At 40.1% G+C, this 21,110-nt stretch carries 22 protein-coding genes; 15 read left to right on the top strand and 7 right to left on the bottom strand.

The annotated features are described in order from the left end of the window. Positions 1 to 99: 99 nt before the first annotated feature. The 8 genes from I6F41_RS12370 to I6F41_RS12405 all read left to right on the top strand — a co-directional run bounded on the left by I6F41_RS12370 (position 100) and on the right by I6F41_RS12405 (position 8,171). Positions 100 to 390 carry a helix-turn-helix domain-containing protein gene (locus tag I6F41_RS12370; RefSeq protein ID WP_041454642.1) on the top strand — a complete coding sequence of 97 codons (291 nt, stop codon included), beginning with the start codon at positions 100 to 102 and terminating at the stop codon, positions 388 to 390. Next, positions 380 to 1,675, top strand: coding sequence for a type II toxin-antitoxin system HipA family toxin (locus I6F41_RS12375; RefSeq protein WP_011327163.1), 1,296 nt, complete (start codon positions 380 to 382; stop codon positions 1,673 to 1,675). The genes I6F41_RS12370 and I6F41_RS12375 overlap by 11 nt, the downstream gene beginning before the upstream one ends. A gap of 149 nt (positions 1,676 to 1,824) precedes the next feature. Next, on the top strand, positions 1,825 to 2,928 hold the full coding sequence (locus I6F41_RS12380) for a phosphoribosylaminoimidazolesuccinocarboxamide synthase (RefSeq protein WP_182684090.1): 1,104 nt from the start codon (positions 1,825 to 1,827) through the stop codon (positions 2,926 to 2,928). Between the two features lie 121 nt (positions 2,929 to 3,049). Beyond that, on the top strand, positions 3,050 to 3,727 hold the full coding sequence (locus tag I6F41_RS12385; RefSeq protein WP_197108599.1) for a methylamine utilization protein: 678 nt from the start codon (positions 3,050 to 3,052) through the stop codon (positions 3,725 to 3,727). Beyond that, positions 3,720 to 6,035 carry a bifunctional diguanylate cyclase/phosphodiesterase gene (locus I6F41_RS12390; protein ID WP_197108601.1) on the top strand — a complete coding sequence of 772 codons (2,316 nt, stop codon included), beginning with the start codon at positions 3,720 to 3,722 and terminating at the stop codon, positions 6,033 to 6,035. The genes I6F41_RS12385 and I6F41_RS12390 overlap by 8 nt, the downstream gene beginning before the upstream one ends. Beyond that, positions 6,022 to 6,855: a DUF3034 family protein gene (locus tag I6F41_RS12395; protein ID WP_197108604.1), complete on the top strand. Its 834-nt coding sequence runs from the start codon at positions 6,022 to 6,024 to the stop codon at positions 6,853 to 6,855. Before I6F41_RS12390 ends, I6F41_RS12395 begins: the two co-directional genes overlap by 14 nt. Continuing rightward, entirely contained in the window at positions 6,855 to 7,274 is a 420-nt protein-coding gene (locus I6F41_RS12400; protein WP_011327168.1) for a group I truncated hemoglobin, read from the top strand. Before I6F41_RS12395 ends, I6F41_RS12400 begins: the two co-directional genes overlap by 1 nt. A gap of 66 nt (positions 7,275 to 7,340) precedes the next feature. Then, positions 7,341 to 8,171 carry a sulfurtransferase gene (locus tag I6F41_RS12405; RefSeq protein ID WP_182684094.1) on the top strand — a complete coding sequence of 277 codons (831 nt, stop codon included), beginning with the start codon at positions 7,341 to 7,343 and terminating at the stop codon, positions 8,169 to 8,171. 1 nt (position 8,172) lies between these two features. Here I6F41_RS12405 and I6F41_RS12410 read toward each other — a convergent pair whose 3' ends face one another. Further along, a complete protein-coding gene (locus I6F41_RS12410) occupies positions 8,173 to 8,523 on the bottom strand; it encodes a DUF5522 domain-containing protein (RefSeq protein ID WP_011327170.1) in 351 nt (116 codons plus the stop codon). 42 nt (positions 8,524 to 8,565) lie between these two features. Here I6F41_RS12410 and I6F41_RS12415 point away from each other — a divergent pair, with 42 nt between their 5' ends. Then, positions 8,566 to 8,889 (top strand): hypothetical protein, encoded by a 324-nt coding sequence (locus I6F41_RS12415; protein WP_011327172.1) that lies wholly within the window; start codon positions 8,566 to 8,568, stop codon positions 8,887 to 8,889. Between the two features lie 32 nt (positions 8,890 to 8,921). Here the strand turns inward: I6F41_RS12415 and I6F41_RS12420 are convergent, their stop codons facing one another. Further along, positions 8,922 to 9,890, bottom strand: coding sequence for a class 1 fructose-bisphosphatase (locus tag I6F41_RS12420; protein ID WP_011327173.1), 969 nt, complete (start codon positions 9,888 to 9,890; stop codon positions 8,922 to 8,924). A gap of 154 nt (positions 9,891 to 10,044) precedes the next feature. Here I6F41_RS12420 and I6F41_RS12425 point away from each other — a divergent pair, with 154 nt between their 5' ends. Continuing rightward, positions 10,045 to 12,474, top strand: a complete 2,430-nt coding sequence (locus I6F41_RS12425) for a zinc-dependent metalloprotease (protein ID WP_197108606.1) — start codon at positions 10,045 to 10,047, stop codon at positions 12,472 to 12,474. A 210-nt stretch (positions 12,475 to 12,684) separates the two neighbouring features. Further along, positions 12,685 to 13,458, top strand: coding sequence for a YggN family protein (locus I6F41_RS12430; RefSeq protein ID WP_011327175.1), 774 nt, complete (start codon positions 12,685 to 12,687; stop codon positions 13,456 to 13,458). Between the two features lie 110 nt (positions 13,459 to 13,568). Here the strand turns inward: I6F41_RS12430 and wecB are convergent, their stop codons facing one another. Further along, positions 13,569 to 14,684: a non-hydrolyzing UDP-N-acetylglucosamine 2-epimerase gene (wecB, locus tag I6F41_RS12435; protein WP_089367747.1), complete on the bottom strand. Its 1,116-nt coding sequence runs from the start codon at positions 14,682 to 14,684 to the stop codon at positions 13,569 to 13,571. A gap of 127 nt (positions 14,685 to 14,811) precedes the next feature. Continuing rightward, complete coding sequence (rsuA, locus tag I6F41_RS12440; protein WP_089367748.1) at positions 14,812 to 15,510, bottom strand: 16S rRNA pseudouridine(516) synthase RsuA; 699 nt, start codon at positions 15,508 to 15,510, stop codon at positions 14,812 to 14,814. Positions 15,511 to 15,569: 59 nt separating this feature from the next. Between rsuA and zapE the strand changes: the two genes are divergently transcribed. Next, the gene (gene zapE, locus I6F41_RS12445) at positions 15,570 to 16,679 is read left to right on the top strand and encodes a cell division protein ZapE (protein ID WP_197108608.1); all 1,110 of its coding nucleotides are present in this window, start codon (positions 15,570 to 15,572) and stop codon (positions 16,677 to 16,679) included. A gap of 223 nt (positions 16,680 to 16,902) precedes the next feature. On the opposite strand, the gene galE is transcribed toward zapE, so the two are convergent. Further along, positions 16,903 to 17,916, bottom strand: coding sequence for a UDP-glucose 4-epimerase GalE (gene galE / locus I6F41_RS12450; protein ID WP_011327179.1), 1,014 nt, complete (start codon positions 17,914 to 17,916; stop codon positions 16,903 to 16,905). A 274-nt stretch (positions 17,917 to 18,190) separates the two neighbouring features. Here galE and I6F41_RS12455 point away from each other — a divergent pair, with 274 nt between their 5' ends. Beyond that, complete coding sequence (locus I6F41_RS12455) at positions 18,191 to 18,682, top strand: DUF3016 domain-containing protein (RefSeq protein WP_197108610.1); 492 nt, start codon at positions 18,191 to 18,193, stop codon at positions 18,680 to 18,682. Positions 18,683 to 18,761: 79 nt separating this feature from the next. On the opposite strand, the gene I6F41_RS12460 is transcribed toward I6F41_RS12455, so the two are convergent. Further along, positions 18,762 to 19,052 carry a hypothetical protein gene (locus tag I6F41_RS12460; protein ID WP_011327181.1) on the bottom strand — a complete coding sequence of 97 codons (291 nt, stop codon included), beginning with the start codon at positions 19,050 to 19,052 and terminating at the stop codon, positions 18,762 to 18,764. A gap of 168 nt (positions 19,053 to 19,220) precedes the next feature. On the opposite strand from I6F41_RS12460, the gene I6F41_RS12465 reads away from it, so the two are divergent. Further along, positions 19,221 to 19,430 (top strand): hypothetical protein, encoded by a 210-nt coding sequence (locus I6F41_RS12465; RefSeq protein ID WP_058372567.1) that lies wholly within the window; start codon positions 19,221 to 19,223, stop codon positions 19,428 to 19,430. A gap of 8 nt (positions 19,431 to 19,438) precedes the next feature. On the opposite strand, the gene epmB is transcribed toward I6F41_RS12465, so the two are convergent. Then, complete coding sequence (epmB, locus tag I6F41_RS12470) at positions 19,439 to 20,452, bottom strand: EF-P beta-lysylation protein EpmB (protein WP_197108613.1); 1,014 nt, start codon at positions 20,450 to 20,452, stop codon at positions 19,439 to 19,441. A gap of 41 nt (positions 20,453 to 20,493) precedes the next feature. Between epmB and efp the strand changes: the two genes are divergently transcribed. Beyond that, positions 20,494 to 21,060: an elongation factor P gene (efp, locus tag I6F41_RS12475; RefSeq protein ID WP_011327184.1), complete on the top strand. Its 567-nt coding sequence runs from the start codon at positions 20,494 to 20,496 to the stop codon at positions 21,058 to 21,060. Positions 21,061 to 21,110: the final 50 nt, after the last annotated feature.

A 21,110-nucleotide genomic window follows, 5' to 3' on the forward strand; every position in this document is an offset into this window, starting at 1 on the left:
AACTTAATACAAATAATTGGACGCTATGATGTCTTTTTTCTTTTATTTTAGTTTTTTTTGGGTATGGTGGTGTCTAATTGTGTTTTTAGGGCTACAGTTATCAATTATTTATTATTAAGTGAAGGCGATGTGCAACTTGCTTTTGCAGCACATTTACAAGCGCTTCGAAAAAAAGCTAAATTGTCTCGAGAAGCTTTAGCTAAGAAAAGTACCGTACCGGCTTCTACAATAAAAAAATTTGAAGTTACGGGACTCATTTCATTTAGGCAGCTATTACTTTTGTGGCAATCATTAGACGACTTAACTCGCTTATATGATTTAACAAAAGATCTTCCTCAAAGTAAAGATGCACCAACGTCTATAGAGCAGGTTTTGAAAAATGGTCTTTAAGCCAATAAATAAACTAGAAGTTAAACGTACGCTATCTGATTCCACAGAATTACTTGTTGGTGTGCTTGCTCAAAATCGGCAGGGTGTTTATTTTCAATTTGATCAAAACTACTTAGATCAATATAGCAACCTTTCACCATTTTCATTGTCCTTTAATAGGGATGTGCAATTAGCACCTAAAAGCCCACACAATGGGCTTCATGGAGTTTTTTCTGATTGTTTGCCTGATGGTTGGGGATCATTACTTCAGGACCGTGTTTTTAGACAAAATAATATAATGCCAAACTTCGTTACTGCAATGGACCGATTATCGTTTGTTGGCCATTCTGCTATGGGGGCATTATCTTTTACACCAGAGGCTAATTATAATATTCCAAGTGAAGAGGAGCCAGGTCTAGCTGAATTAGGCCAACAAGCTCAAGCCATTTTTGATGGGCAAACAGAAACAGTACTTTCGGCATTGGTTGCAGCTGGTAGCTCTGGTGGTGCACGTCCTAAAGCTCAAGTATATTTTCCTGAACATAATATAGAAGAATGTAGAACTCAGCCTAAAATTGGTGATGATGCATGGCTGATAAAATTTACATCCAAAAATTTGTCTTTAGGCCATGAAGAAGGATTGTGCGAAGCTGTGTATTTGGAGTTAGCAGATAAAGCTAAATTAAGCCCACCTGAAAGACTTTTGGTAAATGCACCTGAAGGCACTGGAGCAAAACAATGGCTGGCATTAAAGCGATTTGATAGATTTAAATTACCAAGCAATAAAATGGGCCGTAAACAGATGCACAGCGCATGTGGTTTATTGGATGCTGACTTTCGTGCACCCACATTAGATTATGAAGATTTAATTAAAGCTAGTCGTGTTTTATGCAAGTCTCCTGCTGCTGGGCAGTTACAGTTTCGCCGAGCTATATTCAATTTGTTTAGTTGTAATCAAGATGATCATTCAAAAAACTGGGCATTTCTTCAAGAAGATTCTGGCGAGTGGAACCTAGCTCCTTTTTACGATGTTACTTTTAGTCCTCATCCGTTTAATGAGCATGCAACTTCGTTTGCAGGATATGGGAAAAACCCTCCAATAAAAGCAATTCAAAAGTTAGCCTCTGCGGCTGGGTATGCAAATTGGAAACAAGTTCAGATTATAATCTCTGAAATTGCAGACATTGTTTTTAGCTTTAAAGACACAGCTAAAACATTTGAGGTAAATAAACAGACTATTCAATTGATTGAACAACAACTTGATAATACTTACCGCATAAATAAACAGTTATGCGGGAGTCTTTAATAATCCTTAAACCTAAATAGTAAATCACTAGCTAAAACCGGCTCATTAGCCAAAGCGATTGAGCTTTTTATGACTCTGGATTATTATGTGTGGCTTATAACCCCAATCCCATACTTTGCTCTTTGAGCATGCCTAACCCCGGAGATAGCATGACTAGCTATAAAGTTTTAGACGTAAACGATGATTTACCTATTCGTACCAAAGGTGACGTACACAGTGGTAAAGTACGCTCGGTTTATTGGCTAACCGACGCAGACAGCAAACGTTTAATTAGCGAAAAGGGCTATAAAGTACCAGCCGATACTGAGCTGGCAATTATGGTTATTTCCGACAGAATTTCAGCTTTTGATTGTATTTGGCAAGGCGAAAACGGCTTAAATGGCGTGCCAGGTAAAGGCATAGCGTTAAACTCGGTGGCTGCGCATTGGTTTAAGTTATTTGATGAAGCAGGACTTGCGGGTAATCACATTGTTGATATTCCGCATCCGTATGTTTGGATTGTACGCAAAGCCAGTACGGTAAAAGTAGAAGCCATTGCCCGCCAATATATTACAGGCAGCATGTGGCGCGACTACGCTAAAGGTGTACGAGACTTTTGTGGTATTAATTTACCAGAAGGTTTAACAGCTAATCAAAAGCTTGATAAAGTATTAATTACTCCCTCTACCAAAGGCATTATTACTGGCGTGGCAGATATTCCCCCAGTTGATGATGTGAATATAACGCGTAGCAATATTACTAATAACCTAAGCGTATTTAACTTTAGAACGGCTGATGATGTAGCCCAATACGAAAAGTTATTAGTGGAAGGTTTTGAGCTAATAAGTGGCGAGCTGGCTAAGCTTGGGCAAATATTTGTAGATACCAAATTTGAATTTGGCTATGTAGAAGATATAAATGGCGCAGAGCAGCTTATTTATATTGATGAAGTAGGCACGCCTGATTCATCGCGTATTTGGGATGAAGCATCTTATAAAGATGGCAAGATTGTTGAAAACTCAAAGGAAGGTTTTCGTCAGCTGTTAATTAATAACGTGCCAGAGAGCGACGTACTACTTAATAAAGACCGCATGGATGAGCGTGAGCAGCTAGCTAAAAATTACATTTTACCTGAGTCAGTAATGCTTGAAGTGTCAAATACCTACGTGGGCATTGCCAGTAAAATAGTGGGCAAAGAGATTGTTATTCCTGCTGATCCGCGTCAAGAAGTAATTGCTATTTTAGATGCCGATTATGGATTAATTATAAAATAACACGACTAAAGTGCTAAAAAATGAATGCTAAAATGTTTATTTTTAGTGACTGAACTATATTTCTTGCAATTAGTGCTCGTCTCTAATTAACTGAACTTAAAATTAATATTTGAGTATGGTTATGTTTGAACGAGCATTGCAAGTTTTTGCAAAAAAACGTTATTTATTCGCTTTAAGTGTGCTTTTTAGCCACGCTGCTATTAGCGCAAATATTGATTTAGTAATAAAAGATCAACACGGTATGGTGTTACCTAATGCCGTTGTTGAAATAGGCCAAGCAAACACTGCTTTTAAGCCTACAAATCCAAGTGTTAAAAAGCTCCCCGTTGCGGTAATGGATCAGGTAGATAAGCAGTTTTTACCTGAGCTACTTATTGTGCAGCAAGGGCAATTAGTTAACTTTCCTAATAGCGATAATATTCGCCATAACGTGTATTCGTTTTCAAACGCTAAATCTTTTCAATTAAAACTCTACTCAGGGCAACCCAAAGAGCCAATTATTTTTGACACTCAAGGTGTTGTGGTACTAGGCTGTAATATTCATGATTCTATGGTGGGTTATATCTATGTGGCTAAGAGTGAGCAAGTTTATAAAACCGATAAAAACGGAGTTGTAAGTTTGCCTGTTACTACGCAGCCTTTGCAAATAAGTATTTGGCATGCGTTGCAAACTGCGCCTTTAGAAAATAAAAAAATGATGAATATAGAGCCACAAGCTATTTTACCTATAACCATAAATACTTCCTCGCCAGCACCACGTAACACCTTTGGCAGTCAGTTTAAGGGCGGTAATGACTAACAATTTGCGAAACCGTATAACCATTTTATGTGTAGGCTTGGTGTTATTAACCACTGTGGTTAGTTTGCTGAGCTTTTGGTGGTCTACAAGTAAGTTTCAAGAAGAAAAAGTCAATCAAGACATAAGCGTGGCACAAAATGTTTATAAACAATATTTAAACTCGAAAGAAAACCTACTATTAACTGCCGCTAAAGTACTCACCTCCGATTTTGGCTTTAAACAAGCGGTTGCCACGCGTGACGCTGCTACTATAAGCAGTGTTTTATACAATCATAGCCAGCGTATAAATGCCGATTTAATGCTGCTGTTAGATTTGTCGGGGCAGTTAATATCAACCAATGATGATGAGGACAACTTTACCGATAATCTGCAGCCTTTAATGAGTGAGTTATTAACTACCGCGGAGCGCTCTAGTTTTGTGGTATTAAATGGCCAGCTGTATCAGGTTATTTTACTGCCAGTTAAAACCCCGCGCACCATAGCTTACAGTTTAGTGGGTTTTAAAATAACCAGTGATGTAGCTTCAGAGCTTAAAAGCCTAACAGGTATGGAAGTAAGCTTTATAGCGAGCGCAGATAGCTTAGTAAAAACCTCATTGGTAGCCCCTCCAGCAAACTTGCAACCAGTTAATTATTTTAATAGCAAAACGACGTCGCGCTTTTTTGGTGATTATTTAGTGTATAAAAATCGTGAAATTGAGCTGCCTGCACTGCAAGCACACCCGGTAATAATTTTACTCAGTGCCGATTTAACCCAAAGCTATCGCGATTTTGAACAGCTATTTATTACGCTGATTATACTTGCCATACTTACTTTAATTGTTGGGGTAGTAACCAGTAGTTTATTAGCAAATAATTTAACTACACCACTGTCGCAATTGGCCGTGGTGGCTAAGCAATTTGCAAAGGGTAATTATAATTTTGAATTTAAAGGCAGCAAACAAAGCTGTGAAATAACTACCCTTATGGATGCTTTTCATCACATGGGGAGTGATATAAATAAGCGTGAACAGCAAATTAGCTATCAGGCTCGCCATGATACGCTAACTGGCTTTTATAACCGCTCGGCTATGCTAGAAATGCTAGCCAAACAATTAAATAAAAGCACAGAACACACGCTAGTTGCTATCGATATTAAAGGCTTGCGGCATATAAACGATAAGTTAGGGCCACGTATTGGCGATGATTGTTTAAAGGCGGTGGCAAAGCGTATTAGTGAATTCTCAGATGAGTTGGGTGGCTTTCATGCGCGTATTGGTGGCGATGAGTTTTTAACCGTGTTTCCGGCGGGGGCAGTGAGCGAATTTAAACGCGGTATTATTGCTTTAATGGCGCAGCTCCAAGCGGGGTACACCATTCAAAACTTAAAAATAAACTTACGCTTTAGTGTGGGTGTGGTGCAATATCCGCTACACGGTGAACAAGCTGAGGATCTAATTCGCCGAGTACTTATAGCGGTAGATAGCGCAACTAGTCATCATCAAAATATTCATTACTATCAACAAGGCGAAGACGAAGCGCATTTAGAGCGCTTAGTTATGCTTGATGAACTTAAGCAAGCTATAAGCGATGATGACGGCCAGTTATTTATGACCTATCAGCCAAAACTAAATATGAAAATACAAAAGGTTGATAAGGTAGAGTCTTTAATTCGCTGGCAGCGTAAAGATGGTAGTTGGGTGTCGCCTGAGGTGTTTATTGATTTAGCCGAACAGTCGGGATTAATTGTTGAGCTCACTGCCTGGGTGGTTAATACCGTTATTGCACAAGTTGCCGCTTGGCAGCAAAAAGGCATACATTTACAAGCGGCTATCAATGTATCGGCACAAGATATTGCGTTTGCGGGGTTTCATTCGTCATTAGTACGTACTTTAAAAAAGCATAAGGTTAACCCTGCGTTGATCACCATTGAGCTCACCGAGCGCGATATGATCGAAAATGAAGAAAAAGGCATAATTGCCCTCGAAAACTTAAAAGCTATTGGGGTAAAAATATCGCTTGATGATTATGGCGTAGGACAAACATCGTTAGGGCGTTTAAAAATGCTACCAATTGATGAGCTTAAATTAGATAAGTGCTTTATTTTAAAGCTTGATGAGTCGCAAAAAGATCAATTTATTGTGCAGTCGAGTATTACTTTAGGGCATCAATTAGGGTTTTCGGTAGTAGCCGAAGGAGTAGAAACGGCAGGTACTTTAGCGCTACTTAAGCAGATGCAATGCGATCATGCACAAGGTTATTATTTAAGTCGACCATTAAAAGCTGAGCTATTAGAGCAGTGGTTAGAGGAATACGATGGCGTACATTAAGTGTTTTATGGCGGGGGTATTACTCACAGCCAGTTTTATTACTGCTGCGAGTAGCGGTAAATTATTAGCTACTCCTGGGGTGTCTCAAGTTGAGGGGGCTGGTGGCGGTGGCCTTGTTCCGTGGGCGCAACTTGCTGGGTATGCCAGTGAAGATGAGGTTTCGGTTAATGGTTTTTGTAGCCGTGCGGATGTAACCGACTATAAGTTAGATGTATGTGGCGCACAGCTTAATTTGTTTAATCGCGTTGAGCTTAGCTATGCGCAGCAAGAGTTTGATGTACCTGCGCTGAGTACGCAAATAGAGCAGTCGATAACTGGTGCTAAAGTTCGTTTATATGGCGACATTGTTTACAGTAGTTGGCCGCAAGTAAGTTTAGGTATACAACATAAGTCGTTAGACGATGGCACGGTTGCAAAGCTAGTGGGTGCACAGAGCACCAGCGGCACCGACTTTTACTTAGCGGCAAGCAAGTTACACTTAGGTGCTATTGCAGGATACAACTGGTTTTGGAACGTGACCACCCGTTACAGCAAAGCCAACCAACTAGGGTTACTGGGTTATGGCGGTAATAATACCAGCAATAAATTGCTATTTGAGGCAAGCACAGCGATATTTTTAAGCCGTGAAGTAGCGTTAGGTGTTGAGTATCGTCAAAAAACAAATAACCTAGGATTAGGCGAGCAAGATTGGAAAGATGTGTTTGTAGCTTGGATGCCAAATAAACATATGAGCGTAACCGCCGCCTACTTAGATTTAGGCAGTATAGCTGGAGCAAGCGATCAAACCGGTTGGTACTTATCGGTGACAGGATATTGGTAATGAGAGTTTTTATACTATTTTTATTGGCTACAAGTGTATTAGCTGGCTGTAGCAGCAAGCCTAAACAGAGTTTGTATCAGCAAATAAATGGTAATGCCGGCATAGAAAAACTAGTGGATAGCTTTATTTATCAAATTGGTAATGACAGGCAAGTGTTTCACTATTTTGAGCACAGTAACATTACTCATTTTCGCCAAGGCTTTATAAGCCACTTATGCGCGCTAACAAACGGCCCGTGTGAGTATAAAGGCGACTCTATGGTTGCTATTCATACCGGCATGAATATTAATGAAAAAGATTTTAATCATGTAGTCGATCTGCTAATTAATGCGATGGACGAGCAAAGTATACCCCATCCAGTACAAAATAAAATAATATCGAAAATGGCACCATTGCGCAGTGAAATAATAAAGATTTAAGAGCTGTAAAGTGGCAGCGCTCAGCTGTTCACTTTTAAAAAAGCAGCCAAACCTTGAGATAGATAAATGAAAAATATAATTACCAATGAGCAGCTTTATACGCAATTAAATGATCCTGCATTAATATTATTTGACGCGGGTATGCTGCGCCCGGGTTTAACTGGTAACTACGTTGCTAAAGCAGTACTGCCTAACGCGCAGCGCTTTGATATTAAAAATGAACTAGCAGATCGTTCTAACCCGTTACCTAATACTTTGTGTAGCGAAACGCAATTTACTCAAGTAATGCAAAAGACAGGCGTTAACCACGATTCGTACATTGTTATTTATGAGGATGAGGGTTTGTTTAGCGCAGCTAGGGCATGGTGGATGCTAAAATCTATGGGCTTTGATAATGTAAAAGTGCTCAGTGGCGGTTTAGCTAAGTGGCTTGAACTCGGGCTTCCGGTTGAATCAAACTATACACAAGCATCATTAAAAGGCGATTTTATTGCTCAATACCGGCCTGATTACTTTATTGATAAAAAACAGGTGCTAAGTGCTACTAAGGATGCCAATACTGTCATTTTAGATGCGCGTGCTTATGAGCGATTTACTGGCAAAAGTAGTGAGCCAAGAGCGGGTATGCGCAGCGGTCATATTATTAACAGTTATTCGCTACCTTTAACTAGTCTATTAGAAAATGGTGAAGCAAAATCACTCGACTTTATACAGGCAAAGTTTAGTGAATTAGTCGGTAATGCAACACACTTACAATTTAGCTGTGGCTCTGGCGTTACTGCCTGTGCGCTTGCGCTGTTTGCCGATGAATGCGGCTATAGTAATTTAAGTGTGTACGATGGCTCGTGGAGTGAATGGGGCGCTGATAACTCACTGCCTATTGCTGTGGGTGGCTAATTTAACTATAAGGGCAATTTTTACAACCATTTTTGCAGCAAGTACCACGCTTTAAAAAATACCACTTACTAAATACCATATAGCTGTTTTGCATAGTGTAATCGAGCCCTTCAATCAGCTCTCCATTATTTTTAAATTGCTTAGCAAACGCGAGTTGTATTTTAATCGGCTGCGAGTAAAGGCTTTGTAAGTAAGTGTTTATTTTAGCCAGCGTACAGTTACGGCATAAACAGCTTGTAGCGTTAAGATCTAACGGTAAAATAGCGGGTAACTCGTTGCACCAACATGCTGATATGTCAGTCACATTACAGGTAAGAGCAGCATTACATTGGGTGCAGTTAATTTGGGTCATTATTTTACTTTTAAATCACGGTGAGCGCAGAATAACAATATTATGGATATACAAAAAGCATTAGCGCAGTTTATTACCTTCGGCTCAGAAAAAGACGAGGCTATTGATGTCATTGTATCTGCGGCAGCAGCAAAACAGCCATTATTTACCCTAAGTACGTCAATCATGCTAAATGTGTTTGAGCGTTGTTTACATAATGAAATAGTACTTGATGACTTGGAACTGTGGGCAAATGTGATTGAGGCGCGAGATGATATTGATTGCGCTGAATGTGAGGGCGTTATTTATGCACTTAGTAACAGTGAGCAAATGGGCGAGCTTAATTATGAAAAGCTCGCCAAATTAGCCACGCTTTTACAAGAGTAAAAGCATGGCTAATTCTTAGTAAAACTTAGGCTTTACTTATGATATCCCAAGCAGGTTTCTACTTCGTTTTTTGAGCCTAAAATTACAGCTACGCGCTGGTGAATGGCATTAGGCTGTATGTCCATAATACGCTCGGTGCCAGTTGACGCAATCCCGCCAGCTTGCTCTACTAGCATGGCCATAGGGTTTGCTTCGTAAAGCAGACGAAGCTTATTTGGCTGGCTCGGGTTTTTGGTATCGGTTGGGTAGGTAAATAACCCGCCACGGCTTAATACGCGGTGTACATCGCCTACCATTGCAGCAATCCAGCGCATATTAAAGTTTCGAGCGCGTGGGCCAGTGTCGCCAGCTACAAGGTCGTTAATGTAGTTTTGCATAGCAGGTTGCCAATGGCGTTGGTTTGACGCATTAATAGCATATTCGTTGGTATCTGCTGGTATTTTTGCAAAATCTTGAGTTAATAAAAAGGTGCCGTGAGTTTTATCTAGGGTGAAAAAGCGGGTGCCTTTACCTGTCGTTAGCGCCAATATAGTCGATGGACCATATAGTACATAACCTGCCGCTACTTGATTAATACCCGGTTGCATAAAAATACTTTGGTCAGCAGGATCTGCGCCTTCAGGCGCTTTCATTACTGAAAAAATAGTACCTACTAACGAGTTTATGTCGGTGTTTGATGAGCCATCAAGTGGGTCAAACGCTACAATATATTCTGCATCAGGATTACCAGCAACTGTGTAGTCTTCTTCTTCAGAGGCGATGGCTTTTACGTAGCCCGATTCCAATAATATATCTTTAAGCAGTTGGTTGGTTAAAACATCAAGCTTCTTTTGAGTTTCGCCTTGAATATTCTCGTCAAGTGTTGAGCCTAATACACCCGATAATTCGCCTTGGCCAACACGAAATGAAATTTCTTTACATGCGGCTAAAATAGTTCTGATCAAAGAGATTAACTCTCTTGGGCAACCATCTTCAAGTAATACTGGAGGAAGTCTACGCATTCTATTTTCCTGATAACGTGATTAAACTAATCATAATGTGAGAGGGATTAGTTTGGAGCGCTGAAATTCGTCTTAAATAACTGTATTGTTTAAATTCCCCCCTATAATGGGGTTACCTAATCGTACTTAAAACGCCAATAACAAAGATAAGATTATGCAAAAAATAAAACTACTAGGTTACATTCTCTTTACTGTGTTGCTCACTATGATAACTCAAGCGCACGCAGCAATTAAGTCTATTGATGAATTTACTGGAAAGATGAATCATTTTCCGGGATATTTTTCATTTTTTTACGATACAGAAAACGGCAAAGTTTATTTAAAAGTAGATAAACTAGAGCAGCAATTTTTGCTACAACAAAGCTTGCCAAATGGCTTGGGCTCTAACGATATAGGGCTCGATAGAGGGCAGCTTGGTAATACACACTTAGTGCAATTTGAGCGCTTTGGCGACAAAGTAATGCTACGTGCTGTAAATACTTACTATCGCGCAAATACCAGTAATAAAGCCGAGCAGCAAAGTATTAATGAAGCGTTTGCATCAAGTATATTAGCGGGCTTTAAAGTGGTTGCGCAAAATAAGCGGGCGCTATTAATCGATTACACTCCGTATTTACTTAGTGATGTACACGGTGTAAATCGAACCCTGGCAGCGACTAAACAAGGTAACTTTAATCTAGACGAATCGCGTAGTGCAGTTTATATGAGTCGCTCTAAAGCATTTATTAATAATACAGAGCTTGAAGCTGTGCTGACCTTTGCCGGTACTCAACCGGGTAAGTTTGTGCGTGAAATAAGCCCTGACGCTTATTCGTTAACTGTGCATATGCACCATTCACTAATTAAATTACCAGACGATAACTACACCCCGCGCAACTTCCATCCACAATCGGGTTTTTGGAGTATTGAGCATAAAAACTATGCTGCAGCACTTGGTGAGTCTATGTATGTGCGATATATACCGCGCCATCGGTTAACTAAAAAAGATCCGAGTTTACCTATTAGCGAGCCCATTGAGCCGATTGTTTATTACCTTGATCCTGGGGTGCCGGAGCCGGTAAAAAGTGCATTGCTTGAAGGTGCACAGTGGTGGGATGAAGCGTTTAGTGCAGCGGGTTATAAAAATGCATTTATAATAAAAGTACTACCAACAAACGCTGATCCTATGGATATTCGCTACAACGTAGTGCAGTGGGTGCATCGTGCTACTCGTGGTTGGTCGTATGGCAGTTCGGTAATTGATCCGCGCACCGGCGAAATAATAAAAGGGCATGTAACGCTTGGTTCACTGCGCGTACGCCAAGATATTTTAATTGCAGAAGCGCTGGCTGCGCCTTACTTAAACGGCAATGAAATAGCAAAAACTCTACAAGCCATGGCGCTTGATCGTATTAGGCAGTTAAGTGCTCACGAAATTGGGCATACCTTGGGGATTTCTCATAACTTTGCCGCTTCAGTGGGCGATAGAGCCTCGGTAATGGATTATCCGCATCCGCTGCTTAGCTTTGATGAACAAGGCAAGCTTGATGTGTCACGCGGTTATGCTACGGGTATGGGCGTGTGGGATACACAAGTTATTAAATACGGCTACAGCGACTTTACTAATCAAAACGAAGCAGCAGCATTGGCGGCTATTTTAAAAGAAAACAACACTAAAGGGCTCGAGTTTATATCTGATAGCGACGCACGCGCTGCCGGTGGTGCGCATCCTACGGCTCATTTGTGGGATAACGGCGCAGCACCAAGCGAAGAGCTATTAAGAGTACTAGAAGTGCGTAAGCAAGCACTCGCACAATTTGGTATTCATAATATAAAAACGGGAGAGGCGTTATCGCAATTAGAAGAAAAACTGGTGCCCTTGTATTTATTTCACCGTTACCAAGTAGAGGCAGTGGCTAAATTAATTGCTGGGGTAAATTACGAGTACGAAGTACGCGGTGATAAACCTGTAAAAGGCGCGCAAGTGGTTACTAAGCAAGCGCAACAACAAGCGGTTAAAGCTATTTTAACCACTCTTGAGGGCCGTAATTTAGTGTTGCCAGAGTCAATACTCGCACTTATTCCACCTAAAGCGTATGGTGAGTCTAGAACGCGTGAAAGTATAGTGGGGCGCACCGGTTTAACCCTTGATGCTATGGCGTTACCTGAAGTTGCCGTGCAGCATAGCTTATCGTTATTACTAAATGCACAGCGTTTAAATCGCCTTGCGCAACAACAAGCACGCAGTGATGATTTTTATAGTTTAGATGAGTTACTTTTACAGCTTTATAAGCAGGTTTTTGTGGCATTGCCATCCAATAACATGGTGGCAAAGATCACTCAGCGAGTGCAATTTTTAAGTGCTAAAACAATGGCTGATTTAGTGGCCAGCGATAACGTAAGTCCAGAAGTACAAGCACAACTGCGTTACTATTTAACTAAGCTAAAAGATGACTTTGAACAAAACTCACTACTAAGCAACACCAGTATAGGTGAAAGCGCGTTTAAACAATATTTAGCTGAACAAGTTAACCTGTTTTTAACCACAGGTAGCTGGCCAGATAACTTTAAAGCATTACCAATCCCGCCAGGTTCGCCAATTTAAAAGGATCGCTTTTAGCAATAAAGCAGCAGACGGCTTTTAACTAAGAAATTAAAAAACACCGCGCTTAATTTAAACGCGGTGTTTTTTTGTATTACTCATTGCATAGGTTAAATACGCAGGGCTGTCTTTGTTATTGTGTTACTTTTGCTTGCATAAAGTTGTTTTTTTGTTAATCTACCCGCCTTCTGTTGTGGCTATTTTGAGGTGTTTATGGCGTTTTTATCTCGTTCGATATTGGCGTTGTCTGTAGCACTTTTAAGCAATAACGTATTTGCGCAAAAGCAGTGTGATGTAGAGCTTCGTCACGGTTTAATCATTACTGATGATATTATTCGCATTGTTGATAAAGGCCAAACCCGCGTACAAATTAATAATAATAACCAATTGTTTATCCGTGGCTATTGGATTGACTTAAGTGATGACGAAAGTAAAGTCCTTGAGCAGTTTAGCAGCGGTATTCGTCAAACTGTTCCTGAACTCGTTAACTTAGCCACCGATGGTGTTAATTTAGGGCTCAGTGCAATTGAGCATGTTGTTGAAGGCATGACAGATAAAGAATCAGAAGTGCTTAAAACGCAATTGCAGTACGTTGAACGTGCGCTAATGGATAAGTTTAAACGCGGCGATGATTTTTTCTTTATTGCGCCGCAATCACTTTCCAAAATAGACGACTTTTTCACTAAAGATATTAGCAAAAAAATTCACTCGGCAGTGCATGGCTCCCTCGGGGCTATTTTAATGTCGTTAGGCGATGCATTTAAATCGCGCGAAGGTAATATTGAAGATCGAATGAACGACATGAGCCAACGCATGGATATCATTTCTTCAGAAATAGATAAATCACTCCAAGAAAAAGCCCGCCAACTCGAACTTAAAGCCGCGGAATACTGCGAATGTTTAAATGCCCTTGATGTAACCGAATCCCGCCTTCAGGCCATAGTACCTGGCATGGTGAACTTTGACTTAGTGCAAATAAAGTCTTAAAAATTAAGAGCTGGTATTAGGTTTCAGGTTTCAGTAATTAATTAGCCAAGCACGCATTTACAATTAGGCCTCGTCGTTATAAATTGCCTAGAACCTAGTGCAATGAACTTTTAACGCGCTAAAATATCACATATACGTTGGCATGCATTGCCGTCACCATAAGGGTTGTGAGCGCGACTCATTGTTTTATATGCAGCATCATCAGTTAACAACTCATTTAATGCTGCGGTGATCTTAGCTACATCGGTACCAACTAATTTCACTGTACCTGCTTCAACTGCCTCTGGGCGCTCTGTGGTATCACGCATAACTAATACAGGCTTACCTAAACTTGGTGCTTCTTCTTGAATGCCACCTGAGTCAGTTAAAATAATATGAGCACGATTCATCAAGTATACAAATGGCAGGTATTGTTGTGGCTCAATTAAATGTACGTTATCAACATCCTTTAAAATGCGCTTTACTGGCTCTTGTACATTCGGGTTTAAATGCACGGGATAAAGTATTTGCGTATTTGGATGAGTTTTTGCGGTTTGCGCTAATGCTTCGCAAATTCGCTCAAACCCGCCACCAAAACTTTCACGGCGATGGCCTGTAACCAATATAAGCTTTTTATTTTCATCAAGCATTGGGAATTGCGATGCAAGTGTATTGCTTAATTCTGCATCATTTTCAATTTGTTGTTTAACCATTAATAACGCATCAATTACTGTGTTACCCGTTACAGATATGTTTTCAGCCGCGTAGTTTTCTTTTAATAAGTTAGCTTTTGAATTTTCGGTGGGTGCTAAATGGTACTTTGTAAGTGAGCCGGTTAATTTACGATTACCTTCTTCTGGCCAGGGTGAGTAAATATTACCTGTACGCAAGCCTGCTTCGACATGACCTACTGCGATTTGCTCATAATAAGCCGCCAGACTTGCTGCAAAAGTAGTCGCGGTATCGCCATGAACAAGCACTACATCTGGCTTAAACTCTTTAAGTACGGGCGTTAACTCTAGCAGAATACGACTGGTTACTTCTGGTAGTGTTTGGCCCGCTTTCATCAGGTTCAAATCGTAGTCAGGGGTTATTTTAAACAGCTCAAGTACTTGGTCTAGCATTTCACGATGCTGCGCCGTTACACAAACTTTAGCTTCAAAGCGACTATCGTTAGTTAATGCATGTACTAGCGGCGCCATTTTTATCGCTTCTGGGCGGGTGCCAAATACGGTTAATACTTTCACTGTTATATCCTTTTAATAAATTAGAGTCTCGAAGCTCTATTATGCTCGTTATCTGTGTTAAAAGTGCTGTGTTTTTAGGCTGCCTTATCTTTCGTTACTAATACTTAATTGAAGCCTAAAAAGTTCTTTACAGTTTAATTTCTTCGGCTGTTAACAAGCGATATTCACCCGCTGCTAGGTTTTCGTCTAGTTTAATATTGCCAATTTGTTCGCGGTGCAATTCAACCACTTTGTTGTCTACAGCGGCTAACATGCGCTTAACTTGGTGGTATTTACCTTCACAAATAGATAAACGTAAGCCGTAATTAGCGAGGCGCTCTGCTTTTGCCGGACGGGTTAGAGCTTTTTCGTTATGTAATTGTACCCCTTCGCGCAGTGCCTCTAACGATTCGTCAGTAATGGGCTCTTGGGTTTCTACTAAGTAGGTTTTAAATTTATTGTTTTTAGGAGACGTTATTTTATGCGACCAGTCGCCATCGTTGGTTAAGATAACTAAGCCAGTGGTGTCAATATCGAGGCGGCCTGCTACGTGAAAGTCGCTCATATTTGGCTCGTCAATTAAATCGAATACCGTTTTGTGTAGTTCATCACTATTGGCACTTACATAACCAACGGGTTTGTTTAACATGAAGTAGCGTTTACCTAAAAATACGAGTTGTTCACCTTGAAAAACTACTTCGTCTTGCTGCTTAATTTGAAAATCGAAAGCAGTGACCACTTCACCATTGACTAGTGCGGCTTGGCGTTTAATGCTGGCTCTGGCTTTTGAGCGTGGCAGCTCTGCTAAATGGCTAATAAATTTATCTAGGCGGCAAGGGAATTTCATTGGGGTTCACATTTTGAGTCGGCTACAATGGACGCGATTATAACGGATAGTGAAATACCATGACAGTGCAGGACACACAAATAATAAGCCTTTACCAAGCTAAGGTTGCATCGGGCGAGCTTAGCTTCGATGCTGCGCAAAATAATGCCGTACAGGCACTTAATTCGCTTAGTGAACAATTACAAATACACTATAGCTGGTGGCAAAAGTCGCCACTCATAAAAGGTGTGTATTTGTATGGACCGGTAGGGCGTGGTAAATCCATGTTAATGGATTTATTTTATAACAATGTTGCTATAAGTAAAAAGCAGCGGCTGCATTTTCATCACTTTATAGCGCAGGTGCACCAGCAGTTAGGGCAGTTACAAGGGCAAAAAGATCCGTTAATAATTATAGCTAAAAATTGGGCCAAAAATATTCGGGTGCTATGTTTTGATGAGTTTTTTGTTAGCGATATTGGCGACGCTATGATTATGGCTCGGCTGTTTGATGCGTTATTTAAACAAGGTGTAGTGTTGGTGGCCACTTCAAACGCAAAACCAGAGCAGCTTTACTATAATGGCCTACAGCGAGCACGGTTTTTACCTACTATAGATTTAATTAATAATTATTGCGAGATAGTAAATGTAGCGGGAGAGGAGGATCATCGTTTTCGTTATGGTAAAAATAGTAGTCATTACTTTATTAATTTACCCAGTGATGACTTTAAAGCTAAATTTTTAACGCAGTACCCGCAAGCATCGCACAGTGGCAATATCACGGTACACGGTAGAGCGCTGCCTTATTTATTAAAAACAGCAAATGCCTTAATGATTGATTTTATGGCGTTGTGCTCTGGCCCGCGTAGCGCTAACGATTACATGTTTTTAGCTCAGCAATTTTCTGTGTTATACGTGGCAAATGTGCCAAAAATGGGCGTTGGCGCAACCGGTAAAGTAATAGTGCACGGTATAGAGGACAGCTACCAGCGTGAAAAACAAACTCTAGACGAGCACTTTTTTGATGATGAAGCACGACGTTTTATTGCTTTGGTCGATGAGTTTTATGACTGCCATAAGTTACTGGTTATAAATGCACAGGCTGATATAGACATCTTGTATCAAGGTAAAAAACTAAGCTTTGAATATGCACGAACGCAATCGCGTATAGTCGAAATGCAAAATTGGTAAAAATAATAATCGTACTAGGAAGTAAATCAGGGCTAGGTTCTAGGTTAAACTCTAAACCTTAAACTCTAAACCTTAAACTCTAAACCTTAAACTCTAAACCTTAAACTCTGAGCTTAAATTTGAACACGTATATCTTTATTGAATTAAATAAATGACTTACTCCAACCATAATTAACATGCCCCTATAAAAATAGGGACATATTGATTATAGGTATATGGTTTTCTACTTATACCCATTTGGGTTATTTGACTGCCAGCGCCAGGTGTCTTGCATCATAGTATCGATACCGCGCATCGCTTGCCAGTCTAGTTCATTCAGGGCTTTTTCAGGAGCTGCGTAACAAGCGGCTATATCGCCTGGACGACGTGGTGACACTTGATATGGTACTGCTTGCCCACTGGCCTTAATAAAGGCGTTCACCATTTGCAGTACTGAATAACCGTTGCCTGTACCTAGGTTATAAACCAATGCACCGGTGTTTGTGGCAATTTTATTCAGCGCTTTTAAATGTCCTAAAGCTAAGTCGACTACGTGAATGTAGTCGCGCACGCCGGTGCCATCTACTGTGTCGTAATCATCGCCAAATACGGCTAGTTGCTTGAGCTTGCCCACGGCAACTTGTGAAATATACGGTAATAAATTATTAGGGATCCCGTTCGGATCTTCGCCAATTAACCCCGATTCATGCGCGCCTACTGGATTAAAGTAACGCAAAATAGCAAAGGCAAAGCGCTCGTCTGATTTTGCGATATCTTGCAACATCATTTCAACCATTAACTTTGATGTGCCATAAGGGTTGGTGGTGCCACCAACAGGAAAGTCTTCTTTAATAGGTAAGCTTGCTGGGTCGCCATAAACGGTTGCTGATGAGCTAAATACTAACTTAAATACACCCGCATCGCGCATCGCATCAACTAGTGTTAATGTACCTTGTACGTTATTTTGATAGTACTCAATTGGTTTTACAACCGACTCACCCACCGCTTTTAAGCCAGCAAAGTGAATTACGCTTTCAATAGTATGCTTAGCAAATACTGAGTCTAAAAATGCTTTATCGAGAATATCACCTTGGTAAAAAGTTACTTCTTTACCGGTAATTTTTTTAACGCGCGTAAGTGACTCTGATGATGAGTTGCTTAAATTATCAATAACAACAACATTACTGTTTTGTTGTAAAAGTTCTAAAACAGTGTGCGAGCCAATATAGCCTGCGCCACCGGTTACTAAAATAGTCATGAATGCTCCGTGGATACCTTTTATCAATAGTGTTGATTGCACCATAAATTGCGATATTTTACATGCATTATCTGCTTTAAATACGCTGTTATTTTAAAAAAGCTAGATTTACATATTTGATTACATTTTGAACGCTTTAAATAACACTTATGTCATAAGATTAAGTTATAGTTAATAAACAGCTGTTAAAATGAACTCAGTTATTTAGGTGTTAATACTGAGCATGCCCTAATTGCAATAATGTAATATTCGGCGCACCTTTTTGGAGAGTGATATGAATCCAGTAAACAAAATCGCAATGTTAATGTGCTTTGCACTACCAGCACTTGCCCATGCGGGTGAGTCGGCTATTAAATGGCATGATTTTAAAGACTATCGTGATGTACGCGAATCCAATCAAGGTAAAGCTTCGTACCATAAGCATATAGCGAGCAGTATTGAAGAGCATGTTGCTAAACTTGCAGAGCAATTGCCAAAAGACTACAAACTTAGCCTAGAGATTACTGATGTCGATTTAGCTGGCGATGTACGCTATGGCGGTATAAATGAAATCAGGGTGGTTAAGCCTATTTATTTTCCGCAACTCAAACTTAATTATTCACTTACCAATGAAAAAGGTGAGGTAATAAGTGCAGCAAGTGATGTAAAGCTTAAAGATATGGGCTTTATGGATAAAATTAAAATGGGCCGAGATGGACCTTTCAATTACGAAAAACGCTTACTTACAGAGTGGTTTGGTGAGGAAGTATTACCGAAAGTTGATTAACTAAGCTTTACAAAAACGCCGCTAAATAGCGGCGCTTTTAATGCTTATAGAATCATAAACTTTTTAACTAAAGTTTACGTTACTTAAACGTAGCTAACAAAGTAAGTAGTTGCTGTAATTTAATAACGGTGGTTTTAAGTTTTTCTTCATTAAAACCGTCACTAGATAAGCTCTCTACGTCGGCTGCTACATCAAGCACATATGGCTTAAAGCGTTTAGCTTCAAAGGTAAAACCTGAGTCGGCTGTAAAGAGTGCTTTAAATTTGCCGTGACCTTGCTGTTGTAACTCGTCGAGTTTTTTGTCAGCATCAAGCGCCTGTCGGTAAACAATTTTTAAGTTAGCGTTGAGTTGTTCAATAATAGAATCCATGGTTTTCCTAAAGCTTTGTATTGAGTTGCCGATAATTTATTATGTAGCATGCGTATACTGCATATGTTACTTGGATTATATTTAAAAGTCAGGTTTTTAGCACTGTGCCTTGTTTAACTCCTTTTAAATTATTGCACAACAAACACTGATTAAAGGTGGATTAATTTTATGAATATAGCAGGTGGAAATTTACCGGTAATGCCAAGTTCAAGCCAAGGCGGCGAGGTGTTGAGCGCTGCATTGTCTAAAAAACAGCAACTAGCTGATGGCGCAGCTGCATTAGCACTGATTGAGGGGGCTGCGCAGTCATCCAGCGCGCAAACACCGACTAAGTCGGCGACTGCAACACTGGGTAATAACGTAAACATTTACGTTTAAATACGGCTTTAAATTAACTTAAGATCGATTGGTGTTTTACTTTTTTCACCGCCAATCTCTCTGACTAATTTAGGCACTAAAAAACCAGGTAGAGCTTCTAACAGCTCTGCCATTATTTTAATTGCTTGCTCCTCACTAATGTCAAAGTGGCTCGCCCCTTCTACCTTATCTAGCAAATGTAGATAATAGGGCAATACATCGGCATCAAATAACGCTTCACTTAAATTCACTTGTGCTGCAGTTGTATCGTTCACGTCTTTTAAAATAACCGCTTGATTAAATAGCACTACACCTACTTGTTTAAGCTTTTGCATTGCGGCTTTAAAGTCGTCGTCTATTTCGTTGGCATGGTTTATATGATTAACAAACACAATTTTTAATGGCGTTCTTGCAAGTCGTTCGCATAACTCATCGGTGATGCGCGCCGGAATAACCACCGGCAGACGGGTATGAATTCGCATGCGTTTAATTTGTGGTAGTTGCTCAAGCTCATCTAAAAACCAACTAATGGCATCGTCTTTGGCCATAAGCGGATCGCCACCACTTAAAATCACTTCATTTATATTATTGTCGGATTTTATATAGCTAAGCGCATCTAGCAGGCTACGCTTATTAAGTTGGTTTTCTTGATACGGAAAATGGCGTCTAAAACAATAGCGGCAATTTACTGCACAACCGGTTTTAAACATTACTAAAACACGCGATTTATACTTGTGTAATAGCCCTGGCTGCTGGTTACTTTGCTCAAGCAGGGGATCTTTATTAAAACCACTTTTAGTTAAGAATTCTTGATGGCGCGGCATAACTTGTAATAATAATGGATCGTTTGCATCGCCTTTACACATTTTTTTTATAAATGGTATTGGCACACGAACTGGGAACAAGCTACGAGCTTTTATGTCGTTATCATGGACTTGGCTCGATAAACCGACCATTTCTAGCAACACTTTTGGGCAGGTAACTACATTTGCTAATTCTTTTTGCCAGTTTTTATGCAAATTTGCTTCATTTCTTTGTATCATTGGCACGTAGATTACTCGAAAAAATATAAATAGAGGAAACGATGGCGAATTATAGCACCAACGAGTTCAAGGGCGGCCTAAAAATTATGATGGATGGCGAGCCTAGTAGTATCATAGAAAATGAAATGGTAAAACCTGGTAAAGGCCAAGCGTTTAACCGTGTTCGTATCCGTAAACTTATTTCAGGTAAAGTACTTGAAAAAACCTTTAAATCGGGTGAATCTGTTGAAGGTGCTGATGTAATGGATACTGATTTAGCGTATTTATACACAGACGGCGAATTTTGGCATTTCATGAATAACGAAACATTTGAGCAAATTGCTGCTGACGAAAAAGCGTTAGGCGATGCGGGTAAATGGTTAGTTGAAAATGACGTGTGTACAATTACATTATGGAACGGTAATCCCATTGTAGTAACACCACCTAACTTTGTTGAGCTTGAGATCACTGAAACTGATCCGGGCCTTAAAGGTGATACAGCCGGAACTGGCGGTAAACCTGCAACATTAAGTACAGGTGCTGTAGTACGTGTTCCACTATTTGTACAAATAGGCGAAGTTATTAAAGTAGACACTCGTAACGGTGAATACGTAAGCCGCGTTAAGTAATTTTAAGCGTCGCTTTATAAAATCCTAGCTTAAAAGCTGGGATTTTTTTT

This window comes from Pseudoalteromonas sp. SCQQ13 (assembly GCF_015864415.1).
In the GTDB taxonomy this organism is placed as follows: Bacteria; Pseudomonadota; Gammaproteobacteria; order Enterobacterales; family Alteromonadaceae; genus Pseudoalteromonas; species Pseudoalteromonas nigrifaciens.

Bases quoted from the DNA above. Each gene is read 5' to 3' on its own strand.
- I6F41_RS12460 (WP_011327181.1), bottom strand. From the start codon at position 19,052: ATGGATTCTATTATTGAACAACTCAACGCTAACTTAAAAATTGTTTAC.
- I6F41_RS12395 (WP_197108604.1), top strand. From the start codon at position 6,022: ATGGCGTACATTAAGTGTTTTATGGCGGGGGTATTACTCACAGCCAGT.
- galE (WP_011327179.1), bottom strand. From the start codon at position 17,916: ATGACTATTTTAGTAACCGGTGGCGCAGGCTATATTGGCTCGCACACT.
- zapE (WP_197108608.1), top strand. From the start codon at position 15,570: ATGACAGTGCAGGACACACAAATAATAAGCCTTTACCAAGCTAAGGTT.
- I6F41_RS12375 (WP_011327163.1), top strand. From the start codon at position 380: ATGGTCTTTAAGCCAATAAATAAACTAGAAGTTAAACGTACGCTATCT.
- epmB (WP_197108613.1), bottom strand. From the start codon at position 20,452: ATGATACAAAGAAATGAAGCAAATTTGCATAAAAACTGGCAAAAAGAA.
- I6F41_RS12380 (WP_182684090.1), top strand. From the start codon at position 1,825: ATGACTAGCTATAAAGTTTTAGACGTAAACGATGATTTACCTATTCGT.
- I6F41_RS12390 (WP_197108601.1), top strand. From the start codon at position 3,720: ATGACTAACAATTTGCGAAACCGTATAACCATTTTATGTGTAGGCTTG.
- I6F41_RS12410 (WP_011327170.1), bottom strand. From the start codon at position 8,523: ATGACCCAAATTAACTGCACCCAATGTAATGCTGCTCTTACCTGTAAT.
- I6F41_RS12415 (WP_011327172.1), top strand. From the start codon at position 8,566: ATGGATATACAAAAAGCATTAGCGCAGTTTATTACCTTCGGCTCAGAA.
- rsuA (WP_089367748.1), bottom strand. From the start codon at position 15,510: ATGAAATTCCCTTGCCGCCTAGATAAATTTATTAGCCATTTAGCAGAG.
- I6F41_RS12430 (WP_011327175.1), top strand. From the start codon at position 12,685: ATGGCGTTTTTATCTCGTTCGATATTGGCGTTGTCTGTAGCACTTTTA.
- I6F41_RS12455 (WP_197108610.1), top strand. From the start codon at position 18,191: ATGAATCCAGTAAACAAAATCGCAATGTTAATGTGCTTTGCACTACCA.
- I6F41_RS12425 (WP_197108606.1), top strand. From the start codon at position 10,045: ATGCAAAAAATAAAACTACTAGGTTACATTCTCTTTACTGTGTTGCTC.
- I6F41_RS12385 (WP_197108599.1), top strand. From the start codon at position 3,050: ATGTTTGAACGAGCATTGCAAGTTTTTGCAAAAAAACGTTATTTATTC.
- I6F41_RS12465 (WP_058372567.1), top strand. From the start codon at position 19,221: ATGAATATAGCAGGTGGAAATTTACCGGTAATGCCAAGTTCAAGCCAA.
- efp (WP_011327184.1), top strand. From the start codon at position 20,494: ATGGCGAATTATAGCACCAACGAGTTCAAGGGCGGCCTAAAAATTATG.
- I6F41_RS12405 (WP_182684094.1), top strand. From the start codon at position 7,341: ATGAAAAATATAATTACCAATGAGCAGCTTTATACGCAATTAAATGAT.
- I6F41_RS12400 (WP_011327168.1), top strand. From the start codon at position 6,855: ATGAGAGTTTTTATACTATTTTTATTGGCTACAAGTGTATTAGCTGGC.
- I6F41_RS12420 (WP_011327173.1), bottom strand. From the start codon at position 9,890: ATGCGTAGACTTCCTCCAGTATTACTTGAAGATGGTTGCCCAAGAGAG.